Consider the following 20544-nt stretch of genomic DNA (forward strand, 5'->3'; position numbering starts at 1 on the left):
GTTTCTTCTTATCGAGTTGGTTGTGAATATGGCCGCCACGCCAGGCACTGGCTGACAACCGGTGGGCTTTTCAGGGATACTAGGCCCCCTTATCCCCCTGCATTACATGTTTTCAGAAAGGAGCCGGAGTTTGGCCGATAAAAAGCTGTTTACTCCTTTATCAGGTACACAACGGATCTTCGAAGCCGTCTTGATCGCCATCACCCTGATGGCTGCCTATCTCTTGCTTGCCCTGTTGTCCTACCACCCCGCCGATCCCGGTTGGTCCCAGACCTCCTGGCAAGGGGAGGTGAAAAACCTCGCCGGCAGCGCGGGGGCCTGGCTCGCCGACATCACCATGTTTACCTTCGGGGCGTTTTCCTATCTGGTTCCTCCCCTGGTCGTGCTGCTGGGCTGGAGCCTGTTCTGGCGTCCAAGCCGGCTGCTTGATGTGGATTACCTCACCCTGTCGGTGCGCATCGTCGGTTTCGTGCTGACTGTGCTAGGCATGTCCGCCATCGCCAGCATGAACTTCAATGATCTGCAGAATTTTTCCGCCGGCGGCCTGGTGGGGGACGTGATCTCCTCCGCCGTGGTGCCGCTGTTTGGCGGAGTCGGTGCCAACCTGATGCTGCTCTGCTTCGTGGCCACCGGCATCACCCTGTTCACCGGCTGGTCCTGGCTGACCATCGTCGAGCGGATCGGCGCCGCCTGCACCGGTTCGGTCAGCGCCGTTTACCATTTTCCCACCACCCTCGGCCGCTGGCTGACCGGTGGCTGGCGCCAGCCTCGCGTTGAGGGACCGGATCCCTTGCTGGAAGGGGGCGTGGGGGCCATCGAGCTCGATGACGAGGAAGATGAACCGCACTCCAGCTGGACCCGTCGTCCCAAGGAAAAGGCCAGCGCCAAGAGCCAGAAGGCCAAGTCCGATGAATGGCTGCCCGAGCTTGATGAAGATACCTTCCAGTTCGACCCGCAGTTTGACGATGAAGATGACGAGCCGGCCCCGGTGGCCAAGGCCAAGCGAGCAGCCACCAACGGTGCCCGTCATCAGCCTGCCCTGGTCACGGCCGATGACGAGGACGATGATCTGGATCTGCCTTGGGCGGAAGGAGATGAGGAGGCGCCAGCACCGGCGGCTCCCACGCCCGGCAAGCCCAAGCGCCGCCTGCAACCTGGGCTGCCACCCTTGCCCAGCATCGAGCTGCTGGACCGTCCGCCCGCCAAGACCCAGATGATGAGCAAGGATGAGCTGGAGCGCATGGGCCGACTGGTGGAGGCGAAACTGGCCGACTACAACGTGCAGGCCAAGGTGGTGGGTGTCTATCCGGGCCCCGTCATCACCCGTTTCGAGCTGGATCTGGCGCCTGGCATGAAGGCGAGCAAGATCACCAACCTCTCCCGCGATCTGGCCCGCTCTCTGTCGGCCAGCAGCGTGCGGGTGGTGGAAGTGATCCCGGGCAAGACGTTCGTCGGGATCGAGCTGCCCAACAGGGTGCGTCAGACCGTCTACCTGCGCGAGACCCTCGACTGCGAGGCGTTCTCGGGCAGCCGCAACCCGCTCACCATGGGGCTGGGTCAGGACATTGCCGGCGAACCCGTGGTGGTGAATCTGGCCAAGATGCCCCACCTGCTGGTGGCCGGTACCACCGGCTCCGGTAAGTCGGTGGGGGTGAACACCATGATCATCTCCATGCTCTACAAGTCGACGCCGGACGATCTGCGCTTCATCATGATCGACCCCAAGATGCTGGAGCTGTCGGTCTACGAGGGGATCCCCCATCTGCTGACCGAGGTGGTGACCGACATGAAGGACGCCGCCAACGCCCTGCGCTGGTGCGTGGGCGAGATGGAGCGTCGCTACAAGCTGATGTCGGCGGTCGGGGTGCGCAACCTCAAGGGCTACAACGACAAGGTGCTGGCGGCCATCGAGGAGGGAGAACCCCTGCTGGATCCGCTGTGGCGTCCAGGCGACTCCATGGATCAGATGCCGCCTGAGCTGGAAAAGCTGCCCCATATAGTCGTGGTGGTGGACGAGTTTGCCGACATGATGATGATCGTCGGCAAGAAGGTGGAGGAGCTGATCGCCCGTATCGCCCAGAAGGCGCGGGCGGCCGGTATCCACCTGATCCTGGCGACCCAGCGTCCGTCGGTGGATGTCATTACCGGTCTCATCAAGGCCAACATCCCGACCCGTATCTCGTTCCAGGTGTCGAGCAAGATCGACTCCCGTACCATCATCGATCAGGGCGGCGCCGAATCCCTGCTCGGCATGGGCGACATGCTCTACATGCCGGCCGGTACCTCCAACCCGACCCGGGTGCACGGCGCCTTTGTCGACGACCACGAGGTGCACAAGGTGGTGGCGGACTGGAAACTGCGCGGCGAGCCGAACTACATCGAGGAGATCCTCTCCGGTGAATCCGGCGGCGAGGGCGGTAGCGGCGAATATGGCGGTGGTGACGACGAAGAGCTCGACCCCCTGTTCGACGAGGCGGTGGCCTTCGTGGTGGAGTCGCGCCGCGGCTCGACCTCCAGCGTGCAGCGCAAGTTCAAGATCGGTTACAACCGGGCGGCCCGTCTCATCGAGCAGATGGAAAACCAGGGTATCGTCAGCGCCCCGGGCGGCAATGGTCAGCGCGACGTGCTGGCCCCGCCACCGGTACGGGACTAAGCCTCACCCCTCTATCATCCTGGCCATGCCCCCTGCGGGCGTGGCCTTTTATCGAGATAGTCGTTATGAAAAGCATGATGAAAAAACAACTGTTGATGGGCACTGTGCTGCTGGTTGCCAGCAGCCAGGTGTGGGCCGACGCGGCCAGCGATCTCAAGCAGAAGCTGGCGGGGGTGAGCCTCTTCTCCGCCAAGTTTGCCCAGACCGTCTATGACAGCAAGGGCAAGGAGCTGCAGCGCGCCGGCGGCGATCTGCTGGTGCAGCGCCCCAATCGCTTCAACTGGCACACCACCTCGCCGGACGAGAGCCTGATCGTGGCCGATGGCAAGGATGTCTGGGTCTATGATCCCTTCGTCGAGCAGGTGACCGCCCTCAAGATGAAAGATGCCGTGCTCAACACCCCCTTCGTGCTGATCGCCGGCAACGACAACAGCCTCTGGAAGAACTATGACGTGACCCAGGAAGGGGATGTTTACACCGTCACCAGTCGCAACCAGGACGAGCTGATCGCCTCCTTCCGCATCACCTTCGACAGGCAGAACAACATCAGCCGCTTCGACGTGAAAGAGGCCCAGGGCCAGTGGAGCGAGTTCACTCTGAGCAACTTCAACCGCAAGCCGGTGCTCAAGGGCAACGAATTTGTCTTCAAGATCCCGAAGGGGGTCGCGCTGGACGATCAGCGCTGATGAGCAGACGGTCGCTGGATTTCTGGTCGGCCCGTCTGCCAATGGCAACGGGCGTGACGCTGGGGGTCAACACAGATGAGTAACTTCTTATTGGATGTCTGGTCGGGCCGTTTTTCCATGGCTGTGTGCGTGATATTGAACGGTCAAAACAGATGAGCAACTTGTCGCTGGATTTCTCGTCGGACTTTCGTCCGCTGGCGGCCCGGATGCGGCCGCAAACCCTCGAGCAGTATATCGGTCAGCAACATATTCTGGGGCCTGATAAGCCCCTGCGCAAAGCGATCCTGGCCGGCCACTGCCACTCCATGATCCTGTGGGGGCCTCCCGGCACCGGCAAGACCACGCTGGCCGAACTGATGGCTCACTACTGCCAGGCGGAGGTCGAGCGGCTCTCGGCGGTCACCTCCGGCATCAAGGAGATCCGCGCCGCCATCGACAAGGCCAAGGAGAACAGCTGGCGCGGGGTGCGCACCATCCTGTTCGTGGACGAGGTGCACCGTTTCAACAAGAGCCAGCAGGACGTGTTCCTGCCTCACATCGAAGACGGCACCATCACCTTCATCGGCGCCACCACCGAAAACCCCTCGTTTGAACTCAACAACGCGCTGCTCTCCCGGGCCAGGGTCTATCTGCTCAAACGGCTGGAGGAGGAGGACATCCTCACCCTGATCGATCAGGCGATGCAGGACGCTCGCGGGCTCAATGATCCGGCGCTGACCTTCGCCCCCGGGGTGAAGGAGGCGCTGGCCAAGGCGGTGGATGGGGACGGGCGCAAGTCCCTCAACTACCTGGAGCTGCTGGCTGACATGGCCGAGCCCGACGGCAGCGGCCAGAAGCTTATCGACAGCACCCTGCTGGCCGCCGTGGTGGGGGAGCACGTGGCGCGCTTCGACAAGGGGGGCGATCACTTCTACGACCTCATCTCGGCGGTGCACAAATCCATTCGCGGCTCGGCGCCGGATGCGGCGCTCTACTGGTATGCCCGCATGGTGAGCGCCGGTTGCGATCCGCTCTATATTGCGCGCCGGCTGCTGGCGATTGCCTCCGAGGATGTGGGCAATGCCGATCCCCGTGCCATGCAGGTCGCCCTGTCGGCTTGGGATTGTTTCCACCGCATCGGGCCGGCGGAAGGGGAGCGGGCCATCGCCCAGGCGATCGTCTACCTCGCCTGTGCGCCCAAGAGCAATGCGGTCTACACCGCCTGGAAGGCGGCGCTTCACGATGCCAAGAACCTGCCGGATTTCGAGGTGCCGCCGCACCTGCGCAACGCACCGACCAAGCTGATGAGCGAGCTGGGCTATGGCGCCGAGTACCGTTACGCCCACGACGAGCCCGGTGCCTATGCTGCCGGCGAGCAGTACTTCCCGCCCGAGCTGGCCGGCAAGCAGTACTATCAGCCCACCGAGCGTGGGCTGGAGAAGCAGATAGCCCAGAAGCTCGACTATCTGCATGAGCTGGATCGGCAGAGCCCGCGGCAACGGGACAAATAGTGATGCAATGGCGGCTGGTAGCGAGCCTCTCCCGGGTCTGTCTTGCTGGGTTGCGCGTTAATTGGTCAGCCGATTTGATCCAGGTCGTCATCCCCCGGAAAACAGGGCAAAACGGGCGCAATAGTCCCTGTTCGGGCGGGGGGGCGGTCTGATACACTGGCCCTCTGACCCCGCTTGTCTTGGCCTGGTGCCATCTTCTTGATTTCGAAGGCCTGCTCACCATAGGCCCGATTCTGAAAGACGACAGGGGTGCGCCAACCGATGTTAACTTCCGGATCTGTTTTCCAGCCCGTCATGATGACTCAGGCCCAGATCCCATTTTAAAAAAGTAGGTAAACCATGCTGGATCCCAAATATCTGCGCAGCGATATCGCCGAAGCTGCCGCTCGTCTGGCGACACGTGGCTACGTTCTGGACGTAGCGGCTGTCAATGCTCTGGAAGAGAAACGCAAGGATCTGCAGTCCCGTACCCAGGAGCTGCAGGCCGAGCGCAACGCCCGCTCCAAATCCATCGGTGAGGCTGCCCGTCGCGGCGAAGATGTTGCACCGCTCAAGGCCGAGGTCACCAAGATCAACGAAGAGCTCGAGACCAGCAAGGTCGAGCTGGATGCCCTGCTGGCCGAGCTGAAGGTCATCGCGGACGCCATCCCCAACCTGCCGAGCGACACCACCCCGGTTGGCCGTGACGAGAACGACAACGTGGAAGTGCGCCGCTGGGGCACCCCGCGCGAGTTCAGCTTCCCGGTACGCGATCACATCGATCTGGGGGAAGCGGCCAAGGGCGTTGACTTCAAGAACGGCGTCAAGCTCTCCGGCTCCCGCTTCGTGGTGATGAAGGGCCAGATTGCCCGTCTGCACCGCGCGCTGGCCCAGTTCATGCTGGACCTGCACACCCTGCAGCACGGTTACACCGAGTGCTACGTGCCCTATCTGGTCAACCCGGACAGCCTGTACGGTACCGGCCAGCTGCCGAAGTTCTCCCAAGACCTGTTCAATACCGGCATCGACGGCGAAGGGGAAGAAGAGGGCAAGGTACGCAAGTTCTCCCTGATCCCGACCTCCGAAGTGCCGCTCACCAACATGGCCCGCGACGAGATCTTTGACGAGCAGGAACTGCCCATCAAGATGACCGCCCACAGCCCCTGCTTCCGTTCAGAAGCGGGCTCCTACGGTCGTGATACCCGTGGCCTCATCCGCATGCACCAGTTTGACAAGGTCGAGATGGTACAGCTGGTGCACCCGGAGAAATCCTGGGAAGCGCTGGAAGAGATGGCGGGTCATGCCGAGAAGGTGCTGCAGCTGCTGGAGTTGCCGTATCGCGTGATGGCGCTCTCCACTGGTGACATGGGCTTCTGCGCGGCCAAGACCTACGATCTGGAAGTGTGGCTGCCGGCCCAGAACACCTACCGCGAGATCTCCTCCGTCTCCAACTGCACCGACTTCCAGGCTCGCCGCATGCAGGCTCGCGTGCGCATCGATGGCAAGCCGCAGCTGCTGCACACCCTGAATGGCTCCGGCCTGGCGGTGGGTCGCACCCTGGTGGCGGTGATCGAGAACTACCAGCAGGAAGACGGCCGCATCGCCATCCCGGCGGCGCTGCAATCCTACATGGGCGGCCTGACCCACATCGGGTAAGCGCTCATTGCAGACGACAACGCCATGGCATGCCATGGCGTTGTGCATTCTGGCGTCGGTCAACCGTTTCAATGGGCCGTGAATGCGCTGGTTCGCCGCCTGTTTGAACCGTTAACACATTTTTATCAAGCATTGCGCAATCGTTTTTGTTAGACTGCGCCGCAATTTCGCAGGACATCTTTTTCTATGGTCTGGATTGATTACGCCATCATCGGCATCGTCGGTTTCTCTGCTCTCATCAGCCTGGTGCGCGGCTTCGTCAAGGAGGCCATGTCTCTTGTCACCTGGTTCGTCGCCTTCTTCATCGCCAGCCATTTCTATTCGGATCTCGCCATCTACTTCACCTCGTTCAGCGACCCGCTGGTGCGCAACGGCCTGGCCATCGCCGCCCTGTTCGTGGCGACCCTGATCCTCGGCAGCGTGGTGAACTACGTGGTGGGGCTGCTGGTGGACAAGACAGGGCTGTCCGGGACCGATCGGGTGCTTGGCATCTGTTTTGGCGCTATTCGCGGGGTACTGATCGTCAGTGCCCTGCTTTTTTTCATGGATACCTTCACCAATCTCTCCCAGAGCGACTGGTGGACGGCGTCCAAGCTGGTGCCCGAGTTCAAGCCGGTCATCCAGTGGTTTTTCGGGTTCATGCTGAACTCATCGAGTTTTCTTAAACAGGTATAGTGACTTCGAGGTAGCAAAGACATGTGTGGTATTGTCGGTATAGTTGGCACCACCCCCGTCAATCAGGCCCTCTACGACGCCTTGACGGTGTTGCAGCACAGGGGACAGGATGCCGCCGGGATCGTGACCATTGACAGTGGAAACTTCCGGCAACGCAAGGCCAACGGCCTGGTGAAGGACGTGTTTGAAGTGCGTCACATGCAGCGCTTGAAAGGGCATATCGGCATAGGACATGTCAGATATCCCACCGCAGGCAGCTCCAGTGCCGCTGAAGCCCAACCTTTTTACGTGAACTCCCCCTACGGCATGGTGCTGGCCCACAACGGCAACCTCACCAACGCCAAGGAGCTCAAGGAGCAGCAGTTCAAGGTGGCCCGTCGCCACATCAACACTACCTCGGACTCCGAGGTGCTGCTGAACGTGCTGGCGCACGAGCTGGATCTCTGTGACAAGATGGCGCTGCGCCCGGAAGACATCTTCTCGGCGGTGCGCAAGGTGCACCAGCAGATCCGCGGCGCCTATGCCGTGGTCTCCCTGGTGATCGGCCACGGTCTCATCGGTTTTCGCGATCCCAACGGCATTCGCCCGCTGATCCTCGGCCGCCGGGTCGACGAGCAGGGGCAGGTGGAGTACATGCTCGCCTCCGAGAGCGTGGCGCTTGACGCCATCGGTTTCGAGACGGTGCGCGACGTCGCGCCGGGGGAGGCCATCTACATCACCGAGCAGGGCCAGCTCTTCTCCGAGCAGTGTGCGGAGAACCCGCAGATGAGCTCCTGCATCTTCGAATATGTCTACTTCGCTCGCCCCGATTCGTGCATCGACAAGGTGTCGGTCTATGCCGCCCGCCTCAACATGGGTCGCAAGCTGGGCCAGAAGATTGCCCGCGAGTGGGAAGATCTCGACGTGGACGTGGTCATCCCCATCCCCGAGACCTCCTGCGACGTGGCGCTGGAGATCGCCCACACCCTCGACTTGCCGTACCGTCAGGGCTTCGTGAAGAACCGCTACATCGGCCGTACCTTCATCATGCCGGGCCAGACCCAGCGCAAGAAGTCGGTGCGCCGCAAGCTCAATGCCATCAGCTCCGAGTTCAAGGGCAAGAAGGTGTTGCTGGTGGACGACAGCATAGTGCGTGGCACCACTTCCGAGCAGATCATCCAGATGGCCCGTGAAGCGGGGGCAGCCAAGGTCTACTTCGCCTCGGCGGCGCCGGAAATTCGCTTCCCCAACGTCTACGGCATCGACATGCCCACCGCCAACGAGCTGATCGCCCACGGCCGGGAAGTGGAAGAGGTGTGCAAGCTGATCGGCGCCGACGGCCTCATCTTCCAGGATCTGGAAGATCTGGAAGCGGCGGTGCGGGAGATCAACCCCGAGCTGCGCCACTTCGAGACCTCGGTGTTCAACGGCCATTACGTCACTTCCGACGTGGATCAATCCTACCTCGACCACCTCAACGCCATGCGCAGCGATGACAACAAGGCGGTGCGCGAGTGGCAGGAAGGCACCAGCAACCTGGAAATTTTTAACGAAGGCAGTTAAACGTTTTCCACGCTGGGGTGTTGCAACGAGATGGGGGCCTTGGCCCCCATTGTTGTTTCCGCTCGCTAAAAAGGGCCCGCATCTGCTTGAAAAAGCAGCGTTTGTATCCGCAGCTATGGGCAGTGGCGGCGGGATCCGCTAGCATGGGCCGCCGCCGTATCAACCCGAACAGACGAGAATTCAGATGGATGACCTGCTAGCCCCCGTGCGCCAGTTTTTGCACTGCGAGACCCCGGATGCGTGGATCGAGATGGCGCGGGATCCCGCCTGGTTGCCGACCCTGCTCATCGATCACGCCAACTGCGAGAACAAGGCCGCGCTCACCGCCCACAGCCTGGTGCGCCGCTACTGTCTGCCCAAGGGCAAGCGTCATCTGTTGCCCAAGCTGGAGTTCTATCGGGAGCTGGATGCCATCCCGGAGAAAGCCGAGATCCTGGGCAAGCGCAGCATGGGGGAGTCTGATCGCACCGTGTTCGAGGAGCTGTCCCGCAATCCGTTGCTGTTTCCCATGGTGCGGCTCATTCAGGAGGAGCTGCACCACTTCGAGCAGGTGCTGGAGATCATGCAGGCCCGCGACATTCCCTATGGTCCGGTGACCGCCTCCCGCTATGCCCGGAACCTGATGCAGCATGTGCGCACCCACGAGCCCGCCACCATCGTCGACAAGCTGATCATCGGCGCCTATATCGAGGCGCGCTCCTGCGAGCGGTTTGCCAAGCTGGCGCCCCATCTGGACGAGGAGCTGGGCCGTTTCTACGTCTCCTTGCTGCGCTCCGAGGCGCGCCACTACCAGGACTATCTGGCGCTGGCCGAACAATATGCGGGGGAGGACATCAGTGAACGGGTGGCCTTCTTCGGCCAGGTGGAGGCGGAGCTGATCCGCTCGCCGGATCCGCAGTTCCGGTTCCATAGCGGTCTTCCTGTCAGATCTGACAGTTGTTGACGGGCAGGGCGCTGCCTACCATTGCAGCGTTCCTACTACGAGCGACGCATTCATTTTTGAGCGCAATTCCCGGCCCCTGAGCCGGGATTTTTTTGTCTCTTTTTCAGGCGTGAAAGCGGCGGGCAAGAGCCGGCGGCGAGCCGCCGGGTGGGGATCAACGGCGGTATTCGTTGTTGTAGTTCTGGATAAGGCGCCGGGTCACCTCGTGCTGGGGATCGGCGAACACCTTGAGGGTCTTGCCGCGCTCCACCACCCGTCCTTCGTGCATCACCAGCACCTCGTCGCTGATGTGGCTCACCACCCCCAGATCGTTGGCTACCAGCACATAGCTCAGCCCCATGGTCTCCTGCATCTCCAGCAGCAGGTTGATGATCTGGGAGCGCACCGAGATATCCAGGGTAGAGAGCGCCTCGTCGGCCACCACAATCTTGGGGTTGAGGATCAGCGCCCGTGCCAACGCCACCCGCTGCTGCTGACCGGCGGAGAGCATCTGCGGATAGAAGAGGGCGTGGTCCGCCAGCATGCCCACCATGCGCAGGGTCTGCACCACCTTGTCGCGGCGCTCCTCCTCGGTCATCTCGGTGTTGAGGCGCAGCGGCGTCTCTAGGATCTGGCCGACCCGGATCTTGCGGTTGAGGGAGGAGTTGGGGTCCTGGAAGATCATCCGCAGCAGCTTGCAGCGGGTCTGATAGTCGCCGTGGATCATCGGCTGCCCCTCGATGGCGATCTCGCCCCCGCTCGGCTCGATCATGCCCGCCAGAATGCGGGCCAGGGTGCTCTTGCCGGAGCCGGCCTCGCCGACGATGGCCAAGGTCTGGCCCACCTCGAGATCAAAGGAGAGCGGTTTGATGGCTTCCACCGCCCGGCGTCGAAACAGGCCGGTGCGGTTCTGATAGGTCTTGCACAGGCCCCTGACCTGCAACAGGGAGGGTTCGATCACTGTCCTGGCTCCTTGGTGAGAGGGCATGTAGCCACGCTCTGATACGGGATTGAATTCACTTTTTGGGCTCTTCCATGTTCAACGGGAAGTGGCAGCTGAACTGGTGCCCCTTGATCTTGCTCATCAGCGGGGTCTGCACGCACTGCTTCTGGGCATAGGGGCAGCGGGGGCCGAGCCGGCATCCGATGGGCAGGTGCTGCAGCGGCGGGATCACGCCGGGCAGGGTTTCCAGGCGCGACTTGTGGCGCACCAGCTTGTCAAAGTCGGGGATCGACTTGAGCAGCGCATCGGTATAGGGGTGGTGCGGCGTCTCCAGGATCTGCTCCCGGGTACCCACCTCCACCATCTGGCCGCAATACATCACGTTGATGGTATCGGTCAGGTTGGCGATGGCGGCGATGTCGTTGCTGATGATGAGGATGGTGGTGTTGCCCAGCTTGTTCATCTTGTCCAGCAGTCGCAGGATCTGCGAATGAGTGGTGGACTCCATGGCGCTGGTGGGTTCGTCCGCCACCAGCAGGCGCGGCTGGTTGGCAATCGCCATGGCGATCATCACCTTCTGGCACATGCCGTCCGACAGCTCGTGAGGGTAGGCCCGCATCACCTTGCGGTGATCCTTGACGCCGACCCGGTGCAGCAAGGCGATGGCCTTCTTCTTGCGCCACTGGAAGCGCTGCCAGAACTGCCCTTCGAAGGAGTCGGTCGGGATCGCCTCTTCCAGCTGGGTACCGATCTCCTCGGAGGGGTCGAGACAGCTGATGGGGTCCTGGAAGATCATGGCGATCTCGCGGCCCATGATGCGGCGCCGCTCGCGAGGCGCCATGGTCAGCAAGTCCATGTCGTTGAAGCGCATCCGGTCGGCGCGCACCGTCCAGTTGTCCTTCTGGATGCCGACGATCACCTTGGCTACCAGGCTCTTGCCGGAGCCGGATTCGCCCACCAGGCCGCGGATCTCCCCCTCGGCCAGGGTCAGGCTCACCTTGTCCACCGCCTTGACCTTGCCCTGCGGGGTGTCGATCTCGATGGTGAGGTTGCGTATATCGAGCAGAGGCATCAGTCGTTCCCCTCTTTGAGTGCTTCGCGAGTGCCTTCACCCACCAGCGATGGGTTGACCTGCACGCCGTACAGGAATGGGCAGGGGACAAGGGTGAGCATGCCTATCTTGGGCACAGAGCATTGCATCAGTCATTCCCCTCTTTGAGCGCTTCGCGAATGCCTTCACCCACCAGGTTGGTGACCAGCACACTGAACAGGATGGCCATGCCCGGCAGGGTCACGGTCCAGGGGGCGAGATAGATGAGATCGCTCGAGTCGGCCAGCATGGCGCCCCATTCCGGTTGTGGTGACTGGGCGCCGAGGCCGAGAAAGCCCACCGCCGAGATGTCGAGGATGGCTGCCGACAGGGTGCGGGTGGTCTGGGCCACCAGGGTCTCGACGATGTTCGGCAAAATGGCCAGCCGCATGATGCGCAAGGGGGGAGAGCCATCGAGCCGGCTGGCGATGATGTACTCCTTCTGCATCTCGGTGTGGACCGCGTTATAGGTGGCCCGGATGAAGGGAGGGATCAGCGCCAGGGTGATGGCGATCAGGGTATTGAACAGACCCGGCCCCAGGATGGCCACCATGATGATGGCCAGCAGCAGGGAGGGGATGGAGAGCAGGGTATCGAGCAGGTGGTGCAGCACGCTCGACTTGAGCCCCTTGCTCATGCCGCCAAGGATGCCGATGGCGGTACCCGCCACCATGGCGATCACCACCACCAGCAGGGCGTTGCCAAAGGTGAACCTGGCACCCACCACCAGCCGGGAGAGGATGTCGCGCCCCAGATCGTCGGTACCGAGGAAATAATCGATGTTGCCGCTGTTGGCCCAGGAGGGGGCCAGCAGCAAGCGGGCGCTGTGCTGCTCGTCGATGCCGTAGGGCACCACCAGCGGGCCGAACAGGGTGATGAGCAGCAGGATCACGAAGCACCAGAGCCCTGCCATCGCCAGCGGATTGCGGCGATAGGAGGCCCAGGTCTGCTCCAGCGGCGAGAGGATCTTGAGCTCGGGGTAGAGGCTAGTCTTGTCTTGCATAGGATTCCTGGCTCCGGGTCATGCCATGAGCACGTTCAGTCTTGTTTTGCATAGAGTTCTTTGCGCCGCGCCGGGTAGATGATGGTGGTGAGCAGCTCGGTGCTGACGCTGATGAAGATGACGAAGCTGGCCACCACCAGGGTGGCACCGCGGATGGCGGCGTAGTCCTGCAGGGCGATGCTGTTGATGAGCCAGCGGCCGATGCCGTGCCACTCGAACACCACCTCGGTGATCATGGCGGAGGTGAGCACGCTGCCCAGCTGCAGGCCCAGCAGCGGCAGCACCGGCGGCAGGGCGTTCTTGAGGCCGTGACGCCAGACGATCTGGCGACGGGAGAGGCCGCGGCTGGCCGCCGCCTTGATGTAGTTCTGCTTCATCACGTCGATGAGGGAGCTGCGCACGTGGCGGATCACCTCGGTGGTGGGCACCACCGCCAGCACCAGCGAGGGCAGGATCAGGTGGCGCAGGGCGTCGTGCAGGGCGGCCTGGCGCCAGGGTTCGTGGCTCATCAGCACGTCGATGAGGGCGATGCCGGTGATGGAGGGCACGTCATAGAGCAGGCTGATCTGGCCGGAGGCGGGCAGCCAGCCCAGATCCAGCGAGAAGAACATCACCACCAGCAGGGCCAGCCAGAACACCGGCACCGCGTAGCCGATGAGGCCGGCGGTCATGATGGTGAGATCGAGCGGCTTGCCCTGGGAGAGGGCTGCCAGGGTGCCGAGCGGAATGCCCACCAGCAGCGAGATGGCGAAGGCCGCCACGCAGAGGATCAGGGTGGCGGGGAAGTAGTGACGGATCTCGTCCAGCACCGGCAGGCCGGAGACGCTGGAGAGGCCCAGATCTCCGTCCAGAATGCGGCGCAGGAAGTCGGGGTAGCCGCTCCAGAAGCTGGCCTGCTGGCCGATGAGGCGCACGTCCAGCAGGTAGGCGACGAAGGTCAGCGCCAGCAGGGTGATGAGCAGCAGATTGATGCGACGCAGGATATAGAGAAACATGCTTACTCCCGATAGGCCTGGTTGAAGACGGTGCCGCCAAAGGGCATCAGGGAGAGCCCCTCGATGTCGCTGCGGCTGACCTGGGTGCGCAGGGCATGGGCCAGCGGAATGAGCGGCATCTGCTCGTTGAGCAGGGTCTGGGCGTAGTAGTAGTTGCGCAGCCTGAATGCCAGCTGGGGCGTGGTCACCGCATCGTCCAGCAGCTGATCAAACGCCGGGCTGCACCAGCGGCTGTAGTTGTTGCCGCGCTCGACGGCGGCGCAGCTCAGCAGCTGGCGAAAGAAGTTGTCCGGGTCGGCGTTGTCGGCAATCCAGCCGCTGAGCAGGCTGTCGTACTGGCCCTGGGCGAGGCGGGCCTCGATGACCGGCCACTCCTGCTGCACGATTTTGAGCTTGATGCCGACCTTGGCCAGGTCGCTTCGCATCAGCTGGGCGGTTTTGAGGGCATCCGGGTTGTAGGCACGCGAGCCCGGCTGCACCAGCACCTGCATCTCGAACCCTTGCTCGAGACCTGCCTCCTTGAGCAGCTGGCGCGCCCGCTTGAGATCCGGCTGGCGCATCGGCAGCGAGGGGTTGTAACCCCAGGAGAGCGGCGGCAGCAGGCTGTTGGCGGGCTGGCCCGTCTCGAAATAGACCGCCTGCAGCAGGTTGTCGATGTTGATGGCGCTGGCGATGGCCTGGCGCACCTGCACCTTGTTGAATGGCGCCTTGCGGGTGTTGAGGGCGAGGAAGGCGACGTTCATGCCGGACTGCACCGCCAGGCTGAGGTCGGGATCCTGGTCGATCACCGACAGCTGGCTGGCGGAGGGGGTGCTCATCACGTCGCACTCGCCGGTCAGCAGCTTGGCCAGCCGCTTGGACGATTTGGGGGTGATGTCGTAGATGAGCTGCTCAATCTTGGCCTCGCCGCCCCAGTAACCGGGGTGGCGCAGGTAGCGCACGTATTCGTTGTGGCGATACTCCTTGAAGCTGAACGGCCCGGTGCCCACCGGGCGGCTGTCGATGAGCCCCGGGGTGCCGGCCTTTTGCAGCTGCCCGGCATACTCGGCGGAGAGCACGATGGCGTAGTCGCTGGCCAGGGTGGCGAGGAAGGAGGCATCCGGCCGGTTCAGCTCGAATACCACCTGATCCGTGCCCTTCTTGTAGACCCGCTTGATCAGCTGATCCAGCCCCAGGCTGTAGAAGTAGGGGTATTCGCCGCCGGAGACGTCGTGATAGGGGTGCTGCTTGTCGAGCAGCCGCTGCCAGGTGAACACCACGTCGTCGGCGTTGAGGGGGCGCGAGGGGTTGAACCAGGGCGTGTGGTGAAAGGTGACCCCCTTGCGCAGGGTCAGGGTATAGAAGAGGCCGTCTTCGCTGGTGCTCCAGCGGGTGGCGAGCCCTCCCTCCAGTGCCAGGGTGTTGGGGTTCACCTCCAGCAGACGGTCGTAGAGCGGGCGCGAGCTGGCATCCAGGGTCACCCCGGAATTGGAGACCTGGGGATTGAAGGTCTGGGGCGAGCCTTCGGCACAATAGATGAGTCCCGTCCTGGACGCGTCGTCTTGTTTCTGACAACCGGTGAGCAGCACCAGCACTCCAAGCAGCAAGGGTTTGAGCATTCTCATTGTCGAACCATGTTTTTATACGAAGTTGCCGGCGACGGGGCCGGCAAGGGGTGGGTGCCGCTCTGGGGCAGGCTGCCCGGGTGATTAATCCACATCGTTGTCACTGTCCAGCAGCTGGTATTTGCGCAGCATGCCGCGGAACTGGTGATAGCTCAGGGCCAGCAGTTGGGCGGCTTTGCGCTGATTATACTGGGATTGCTGCAGCGCTTGCTTGAGTAAATTAATCTCGTAGCCCGCCACCGCCTGTTTGAGATCCAGCGGCAGGGCGGGGGAGTCCGGTGTCACCGCCGGCGTCTGCTCCAGCGGGACGGTGGTCGCGACCGCCGCCTGGGCCCGGGGACGCCAGGGGGAATCGAACGGGTTGAGCACCAGCTCGGCCAGCGGCAACTGGGGGTTGCCCTGGCGGTAGATGCTGCGCTCCACCACGTTTTTCAGCTCCCGCACGTTGCCGGGCCAGGGGTAATCCAGCAGCAACTGGGCCGCCTTGCGCGAGAAGCCGGCAAACAGCGGATAACCGAGCTCCCGGGTCATGCCGTGGGCGAAGTGCTCCGCCAGCATCAGAATATCTTCGCGCCGCTCCCGCAGGGGGGGCAGGGTGATGACGTCGAAGGCGAGCCGGTCCAGCAGATCGTGGCGAAACTGCCCCTTGTCGGCCAGCGCCGGCAGATCCTCGTTGGTGGCGCACACCAGTCGCACATCCACCTTGAGGGCCTTGGCGCCGCCCACCCGCTCGAACTCGCCGTACTCGATCACCCGCAGCAGTTTTTCCTGCACCCGCGCGCTGGTGGTGGCCAGCTCGTCAAGGAAGAGGGTGCCGCCATCGGCCCGCTCGAAGCGGCCCTGGTGGCGCTTGGCGGCGCCGGTGAAAGAGCCCGCCTCGTGGCCGAAAAGCTCGGTCTCCAGCAGACTCTCGCTCAAGGTGGCGCAGTTGACGGTGACAAAGCTTTGATCCCAGCGCGCAGAGAGATAATGTAGGCGGTGGGCGATGAGCTCCTTGCCGGTCCCCCGTTCGCCGATGATCAGCACGGGCTTGCGCAGCGGCGCCAGGCGGGAGGCCTGCTCAATGATCTCGAGAAATGCGTTGGATTCCCCCAACAGGCTTTCCGTGGCCGTGGTCATAGTCATCCCCGTGAATCGTTGAAAGCTGGTCAATCTTACCAAAAGTTGGTGATTCTAATCATTACTTGTGTGGTGCATCTTGAAACTCGACTTATCAGCCCCATATAAATCAACAAGTTAAATTCTGTTCCAGATTGGCACACAAGTTGCCATTGTCAATGGAGAAACAACGTATGCCAACCACAGGAGTACAATCATGAGTATTTTTTCCCGCCTGGCCGACATCATCAATTCCAACCTGACGGCCCTGCTCGACAAGGCAGAAGATCCCCAGAAGATGGTGCGCCTGATCATCCAGGAGATGGAAGACGAGCTGGTGAAGGAGCGCTCCAATCTGGCCCGCTTCCTCGCCAACCAGAAAGAGATTGGCCGCCAGGTCAGCCGCCATCAGGAGCGGGTTGCCGAGTGGCAGGGCAAGGCCGAGCTGGCCCTGAGCAAGGGGCGGGAAGACTTGGCCCGCGCCGCCCTCATCGAGAAGAAGAAGCAGGCCGAGCTGGCCGACGGCCTCGAGCGCGAGCAGCAGGCGGTGGACAGCGGCATCGCCAAGCTGGGGGAGGAGATCCGTCAGCTGGAAGCCAAGCTGGAAGACGCCCGTGCCCGCCAGAAGGCGATGGCCATTCGCAGCGAAGCAGCCAGCAGCCGTCTCAACGTGCAGAGCCAGGTCGCCCGTGGCGACAGCCAGGCGGTGGTGAGCAAGTTCGAGCGCATGGAGCGTCGCATCGACGAGATGGAAGCCCGCGCCGATCTGGGACAGTCCGACAAGGCGCTGGCCCAGCAGTTTGCCGAACTGGAAGCCGACGATCAGATCAGCAAAGAGCTCGAGGCCATGCGCCAGAAGCTGGGCCAAGGCGATACCACGCCGAAACAGGGGGAGTAACAGATGGAAGATCTGCTGGGTGTATTGATGGTTCCCATGGTGGTCTTCATGGTGGTGGTGGCCCCCATCTGGCTGGTGCTGCACTACCGCGCCAAGGGACGCATTGGCGCCGGTCTTGCCGATGGCGAGCGTGAACAGCTGCAGGGGCTGCTGGTGCGTGCCGAGAAGATGCAGGAGCGGGTCGGCGCCCTGGAGTCGATTCTGGATGCGGAAGTGCCGGGCTGGAGGAACAAGGTATGACACAGTGGAGCAAAGAGGGGCGCAACCTCTATCGTGATCCCCAGCGCGGCAAGATAGCCGGGGTCTGCGCCGGTCTGGCAGAGTACTTCGGGGTGGAGACCTGGATCGTGCGGCTGCTGGCCATCAGCGGCCTCATCTTCGCCGGTTTCATCACCTTCACCGCCTACGTGGCCGCCTGGTTTCTGCTCGACAAGAAGCCAGTCACCCTCTACGCCCAGGAGGATGCCGACTTTGCCGAGGTGCGGATGAAGGCGCGCAGCTGGCAGGCGGGTGTCACGCCCCATCAGGCCCTTGCCCGCATCGGCCAGGAGCTGGATGGGCTGGAGCCCAGATTGCAGCGCATCGAGAAGCTGGTGACCTCCAAGGAGTTCACCCTGCAGCGGGAGTTTCGCAACTTGTAACCCCGAGCGATGCCATGGCCCCGCCGGCGCGGGCCGGCCTTTGATGGCGGGCACCGCGCCAGGGGGCCATGGTGTGGGGGCGGCAGCGGCCATCCCCCTTCGCTCTGGATGGATGGGAGAACAGGACAAGCCTTGATACTCAATAAACTGGAACAGCAGTTCAATCGCCTGCAGCACAAGGCGAACGACGTGGTCAACCGGGTACGGGATCGCCACATCCGGCTGGCGGTCACCGGCCTCTCTCGCAGCGGCAAGACGGCCTTCATCACGGCGCTGGTGAACCAGCTGGAACACGCGGCCATCGACGGCCGCCTGCCCCTGTGGGATGCCCTGCGCCAGGGGCGCATCCTCGGTGCCCGCCGGGTGCCCCAGCAAAATGCCCACATTCCCACCTTTGCCTACGAGCGCGGCCTCGATGCCCTGTTTGGCGATCCGCCGGCCTGGCCCGAGCCGACCCGCGGGGTGGCCGAGGTGCGCCTCGAAATTCGCTATCGCACCCGCCATCCGCTGCGCAAGCACCTGGGGGAGATCTCCACCCTCTACGTGGATCTGGTGGACTATCCCGGGGAGTGGCTGCTCGACTTGCCGCTGCTGGAGATGAGCTACGAGCAGTGGAGCGAGCAGGTGCGCGAGCAGCTGCGTCGCCCCGAGCTGCAGGCCCTTGCCGCCGGCTGGCTGGCACCCGAATGGCAGGCGGATCAGGGCTTCGAGGAGCGGCCGGTGGCCCAGCTCGCCGAGCGCTACACCGACTATCTGCATGCCTGCAAACAAGAGCTGGGATTGCACCTGATCCAGCCCGGTCGCTTCGTGCTGCCGGGGGAGTATGCCGGCGCCCCCATGCTGCAGTTCGTGCCCTGGGTGTGGGCGATGCCTGTTGGCGAACCGGCCGAAGGCACCCTCTACGCCACCCTCAAGCAGCGCTTCGAGCAGTACAAGCAGCACCTGGTGCAGGGTTTTTATGAGCAGCATTTTGCCGGTTTCGATCGCCAGATCGTGCTGGTGGATTGCCTGCAGCCCCTCAACGCCGGGGCGGCCAGCTTTGGCGACATGCAGCAGGCCATCGCCCGCATCATGGAGAGCTTTGCCTACGGCAAGAGCAACTGGTGGCGGCGGCTCTTCTCGCCGCGCATCGACAAGCTGCTGTTCGTGGCGAGCAAGGCCGATCACGTCACCCCCGAACAGCATGGCCCCATGGTTTCCCTGCTGCAGCATCTGGTGCGCAGCGGCCGCGGCCAGGCCCGTTTTGAGGGGATTGCCACCGAGTGCCTGGCGCTGGCCGCCATCAAGGCGACCGAGGTGGGCAAGGGAGTGGCCGATGGCCGCGAGTTTCCCGCCATCCGTGGCACCAGCCTGAGTGGTGAATCGTTGCTGCTGTTTCCGGGCGAGGTGCCGTCCCATATCCCCCCCGCCCAGTGGTGGAACAATCAGGGCTTTGATTTTCAGGCGTTTCGCCCGCTGCCCATGAGCCCCCATCAGGCGCTGCCCCATATCCGGCTCGATGCGGCGCTGGAGTTTCTGCTCGGGGATCACCTCGAATAACCGGTGTGCGGCACGGGCTGGTTGCCTGCGCCGTACCCGGGAGACTGTTTTCAGGAGAAGCGATGAACGATCAGATAAAAGAGCGGCCACCGCTGCAGGGCAAGGTGATCCTGGAGCCCGCGTTGACGGCAGCAGAGAAGGAGCGAGCGCCCGCACCGGCCCAGCGACTGGAGGAGGCGAGCTTCGAGCGCCTCGACGAGCTGGAAGATCTCACCGAGGTGGAGAGCGCCCTTGTCATCAAACCGCGCCGCCGCCATCGGCTGCTGGCGTGGGGGCTGGGGGCGGTCGGTGTGCTCTCCCTGGGCCAGTATGGCGCCTTCCTTTACGAGCAGTTTCTCACCACTCCGCTCTGGGGCGGCGCCTGGCTGGCGGCCTCGGCGCTGGTGGCGGCAGGGACCGCCGGCGTGGTGGGGCGCGAGTGGCTGCGGCTGCGCACCCTCAAGCGGCGCCAGGATGTGCGCTCGCGGGCCGAAGATTTGCTGGCCCATCAGGGGGTCGGCCAGGGGCAGGCATTCTGCGAAGGGCTGGCCGAACGCAGTGGTGACAAGGGGCGCGAAGGGTATCAGACCTGGCTGGCCCAGCTCGACGAGAGCCACAGCGATCGGGAAGTGCTGACCCTCTACAGCCAGCTGGTGCTCGGCGAGCGCGACAAGCTGGCCCAGGCGCGGGTGGCCAAATGGTCGGGGGAGGCCGCCGTGCTGGTGGCCCTGAGCCCGCTCGCCACCGTCGACATGATGCTGATGCTGTGGCGCAACCTGCGGATGATCGAGGATATCGCTGACGTCTACGCCATCGAGCTCGGCTACTGGAGCCGCATTCGCCTGATCCGTCAGGTATTTCGCAACATGCTCTACGCCGGCGCCACCGAGCTGGTGACCGAGGTGGGGATGGATTTGCTGGGGGCTGAGCTTACCGCCAAGCTCTCCGCCCGTGCTGCGCAAGGGGTAGGGGCCGGGCTGCTCACCGCTCGCCTCGGCCTGCGCACCATAGAGGCGTGCCGCCCGCTGCCCTGGTGCGCGGACGAGAAACCCAGGCTCGGCGAGCTGCGCAAGCGGCTGATCGGTCAGCTGGCAGGCTACCTCAACAAGGGGTGAGCGGCCGGCCAGGGCTCGATTGTGATTGTCACAAAT

General features: G+C 63.2%; 19 protein-coding genes. 12 read left to right on the forward strand and 7 right to left on the reverse strand.

The window, feature by feature from the left end; translation table 11 throughout:
• Positions 1–130: 130 nt before the first annotated feature.
• From PG899_RS02455 to miaE, 7 genes are all read left to right on the forward strand, one after another.
• The gene (locus tag PG899_RS02455; protein ID WP_077095947.1) at positions 131–2653 is read left to right on the forward strand and encodes a DNA translocase FtsK; all 2523 of its coding nucleotides are present in this window, start codon (positions 131–133) and stop codon (positions 2651–2653) included.
• Between the two features lie 77 nt (positions 2654–2730).
• A complete protein-coding gene (gene lolA, locus PG899_RS02460) occupies positions 2731–3339 on the forward strand; it encodes an outer membrane lipoprotein chaperone LolA (protein ID WP_011705742.1) in 609 nt (202 codons plus the stop codon).
• Between the two features lie 152 nt (positions 3340–3491).
• Positions 3492–4829 (forward strand): replication-associated recombination protein A, encoded by a 1338-nt coding sequence (locus PG899_RS02465; RefSeq protein ID WP_077095946.1) that lies wholly within the window; start codon positions 3492–3494, stop codon positions 4827–4829.
• A 339-nt stretch (positions 4830–5168) separates the two neighbouring features.
• A complete protein-coding gene (serS, locus tag PG899_RS02470) occupies positions 5169–6464 on the forward strand; it encodes a serine--tRNA ligase (protein WP_011705744.1) in 1296 nt (431 codons plus the stop codon).
• A 186-nt stretch (positions 6465–6650) separates the two neighbouring features.
• Positions 6651–7139 (forward strand): CvpA family protein, encoded by a 489-nt coding sequence (locus PG899_RS02475; RefSeq protein ID WP_011705745.1) that lies wholly within the window; start codon positions 6651–6653, stop codon positions 7137–7139.
• 21 nt (positions 7140–7160) lie between these two features.
• Positions 7161–8681, forward strand: a complete 1521-nt coding sequence (gene purF / locus PG899_RS02480) for an amidophosphoribosyltransferase (protein WP_011705746.1) — start codon at positions 7161–7163, stop codon at positions 8679–8681.
• A 184-nt stretch (positions 8682–8865) separates the two neighbouring features.
• Positions 8866–9624, forward strand: a complete 759-nt coding sequence (gene miaE / locus PG899_RS02485) for a tRNA isopentenyl-2-thiomethyl-A-37 hydroxylase MiaE (RefSeq protein ID WP_017409658.1) — start codon at positions 8866–8868, stop codon at positions 9622–9624.
• A gap of 154 nt (positions 9625–9778) precedes the next feature.
• Here the strand turns inward: miaE and PG899_RS02490 are convergent, their stop codons facing one another.
• The 7 genes from PG899_RS02490 to pspF form a co-directional block, all read right to left on the reverse strand.
• Positions 9779–10564, reverse strand: coding sequence for a peptide ABC transporter ATP-binding protein (locus tag PG899_RS02490; RefSeq protein WP_011705748.1), 786 nt, complete (start codon positions 10562–10564; stop codon positions 9779–9781).
• A 55-nt stretch (positions 10565–10619) separates the two neighbouring features.
• The gene (locus PG899_RS02495; RefSeq protein WP_005300065.1) at positions 10620–11618 is read right to left on the reverse strand and encodes a peptide ABC transporter ATP-binding protein; all 999 of its coding nucleotides are present in this window, start codon (positions 11616–11618) and stop codon (positions 10620–10622) included.
• On the reverse strand, positions 11618–11746 hold the full coding sequence (locus PG899_RS02500) for a hypothetical protein (RefSeq protein WP_256821944.1): 129 nt from the start codon (positions 11744–11746) through the stop codon (positions 11618–11620). The genes PG899_RS02495 and PG899_RS02500 overlap by 1 nt, the downstream gene beginning before the upstream one ends.
• Positions 11746–12639 carry an ABC transporter permease subunit gene (locus PG899_RS02505; RefSeq protein WP_011705750.1) on the reverse strand — a complete coding sequence of 298 codons (894 nt, stop codon included), beginning with the start codon at positions 12637–12639 and terminating at the stop codon, positions 11746–11748. The genes PG899_RS02500 and PG899_RS02505 overlap by 1 nt, the downstream gene beginning before the upstream one ends.
• 35 nt (positions 12640–12674) lie before the next feature.
• Positions 12675–13634 carry an ABC transporter permease gene (locus PG899_RS02510; RefSeq protein WP_011705751.1) on the reverse strand — a complete coding sequence of 320 codons (960 nt, stop codon included), beginning with the start codon at positions 13632–13634 and terminating at the stop codon, positions 12675–12677.
• A 2-nt stretch (positions 13635–13636) separates the two neighbouring features.
• Positions 13637–15232: an ABC transporter substrate-binding protein SapA gene (gene sapA, locus PG899_RS02515; protein WP_016350465.1), complete on the reverse strand. Its 1596-nt coding sequence runs from the start codon at positions 15230–15232 to the stop codon at positions 13637–13639.
• Positions 15233–15322: 90 nt separating this feature from the next.
• Positions 15323–16357, reverse strand: a complete 1035-nt coding sequence (pspF, locus tag PG899_RS02520) for a phage shock protein operon transcriptional activator (protein WP_077095960.1) — start codon at positions 16355–16357, stop codon at positions 15323–15325.
• Positions 16358–16553: 196 nt separating this feature from the next.
• On the opposite strand from pspF, the gene pspA reads away from it, so the two are divergent.
• The 5 genes from pspA to PG899_RS02545 all read left to right on the forward strand — a co-directional run bounded on the left by pspA (position 16554) and on the right by PG899_RS02545 (position 20508).
• The gene (gene pspA, locus PG899_RS02525) at positions 16554–17234 is read left to right on the forward strand and encodes a phage shock protein PspA (protein ID WP_011705754.1); all 681 of its coding nucleotides are present in this window, start codon (positions 16554–16556) and stop codon (positions 17232–17234) included.
• 3 nt (positions 17235–17237) lie between these two features.
• Positions 17238–17474 (forward strand): envelope stress response membrane protein PspB, encoded by a 237-nt coding sequence (gene pspB, locus PG899_RS02530; RefSeq protein WP_005300084.1) that lies wholly within the window; start codon positions 17238–17240, stop codon positions 17472–17474.
• Positions 17471–17875, forward strand: a complete 405-nt coding sequence (pspC, locus tag PG899_RS02535; protein WP_029303246.1) for an envelope stress response membrane protein PspC — start codon at positions 17471–17473, stop codon at positions 17873–17875. Before pspB ends, pspC begins: the two co-directional genes overlap by 4 nt.
• A 132-nt stretch (positions 17876–18007) precedes the next feature.
• Positions 18008–19414, forward strand: coding sequence for a YcjX family protein (locus tag PG899_RS02540; RefSeq protein WP_179101386.1), 1407 nt, complete (start codon positions 18008–18010; stop codon positions 19412–19414).
• A 62-nt stretch (positions 19415–19476) separates the two neighbouring features.
• Complete coding sequence (locus PG899_RS02545; protein WP_077095943.1) at positions 19477–20508, forward strand: YcjF family protein; 1032 nt, start codon at positions 19477–19479, stop codon at positions 20506–20508.
• Positions 20509–20544 lie beyond the last annotated feature (36 nt).

Origin of the sequence: Aeromonas sp. QDB39 (assembly GCF_027707585.1) — a bacterium.
In the GTDB taxonomy this organism is placed as follows: Bacteria; Pseudomonadota; Gammaproteobacteria; order Enterobacterales; family Aeromonadaceae; genus Aeromonas; species Aeromonas hydrophila.

Excerpts from the sequence above, each read along its gene's own strand:
- lolA (WP_011705742.1), top strand. The coding sequence starts at position 2,731 with ATGAAAAAACAACTGTTGATGGGCACTGTGCTGCTGGTTGCCAGCAGC.
- PG899_RS02465 (WP_077095946.1), top strand. The coding sequence starts at position 3,492 with ATGAGCAACTTGTCGCTGGATTTCTCGTCGGACTTTCGTCCGCTGGCG.
- serS (WP_011705744.1), top strand. The coding sequence starts at position 5,169 with ATGCTGGATCCCAAATATCTGCGCAGCGATATCGCCGAAGCTGCCGCT.
- PG899_RS02475 (WP_011705745.1), top strand. The coding sequence starts at position 6,651 with ATGGTCTGGATTGATTACGCCATCATCGGCATCGTCGGTTTCTCTGCT.
- purF (WP_011705746.1), top strand. The coding sequence starts at position 7,161 with ATGTGTGGTATTGTCGGTATAGTTGGCACCACCCCCGTCAATCAGGCC.
- miaE (WP_017409658.1), top strand. The coding sequence starts at position 8,866 with ATGGATGACCTGCTAGCCCCCGTGCGCCAGTTTTTGCACTGCGAGACC.
- PG899_RS02495 (WP_005300065.1), bottom strand. The coding sequence starts at position 11,618 with ATGCCTCTGCTCGATATACGCAACCTCACCATCGAGATCGACACCCCG.
- PG899_RS02500 (WP_256821944.1), bottom strand. The coding sequence starts at position 11,746 with ATGCAATGCTCTGTGCCCAAGATAGGCATGCTCACCCTTGTCCCCTGC.
- PG899_RS02505 (WP_011705750.1), bottom strand. The coding sequence starts at position 12,639 with ATGCAAGACAAGACTAGCCTCTACCCCGAGCTCAAGATCCTCTCGCCG.
- PG899_RS02510 (WP_011705751.1), bottom strand. The coding sequence starts at position 13,634 with ATGTTTCTCTATATCCTGCGTCGCATCAATCTGCTGCTCATCACCCTG.
- sapA (WP_016350465.1), bottom strand. The coding sequence starts at position 15,232 with ATGCTCAAACCCTTGCTGCTTGGAGTGCTGGTGCTGCTCACCGGTTGT.
- pspF (WP_077095960.1), bottom strand. The coding sequence starts at position 16,357 with ATGACCACGGCCACGGAAAGCCTGTTGGGGGAATCCAACGCATTTCTC.
- pspA (WP_011705754.1), top strand. The coding sequence starts at position 16,554 with ATGAGTATTTTTTCCCGCCTGGCCGACATCATCAATTCCAACCTGACG.
- pspB (WP_005300084.1), top strand. The coding sequence starts at position 17,238 with ATGGAAGATCTGCTGGGTGTATTGATGGTTCCCATGGTGGTCTTCATG.
- pspC (WP_029303246.1), top strand. The coding sequence starts at position 17,471 with ATGACACAGTGGAGCAAAGAGGGGCGCAACCTCTATCGTGATCCCCAG.
- PG899_RS02545 (WP_077095943.1), top strand. The coding sequence starts at position 19,477 with ATGAACGATCAGATAAAAGAGCGGCCACCGCTGCAGGGCAAGGTGATC.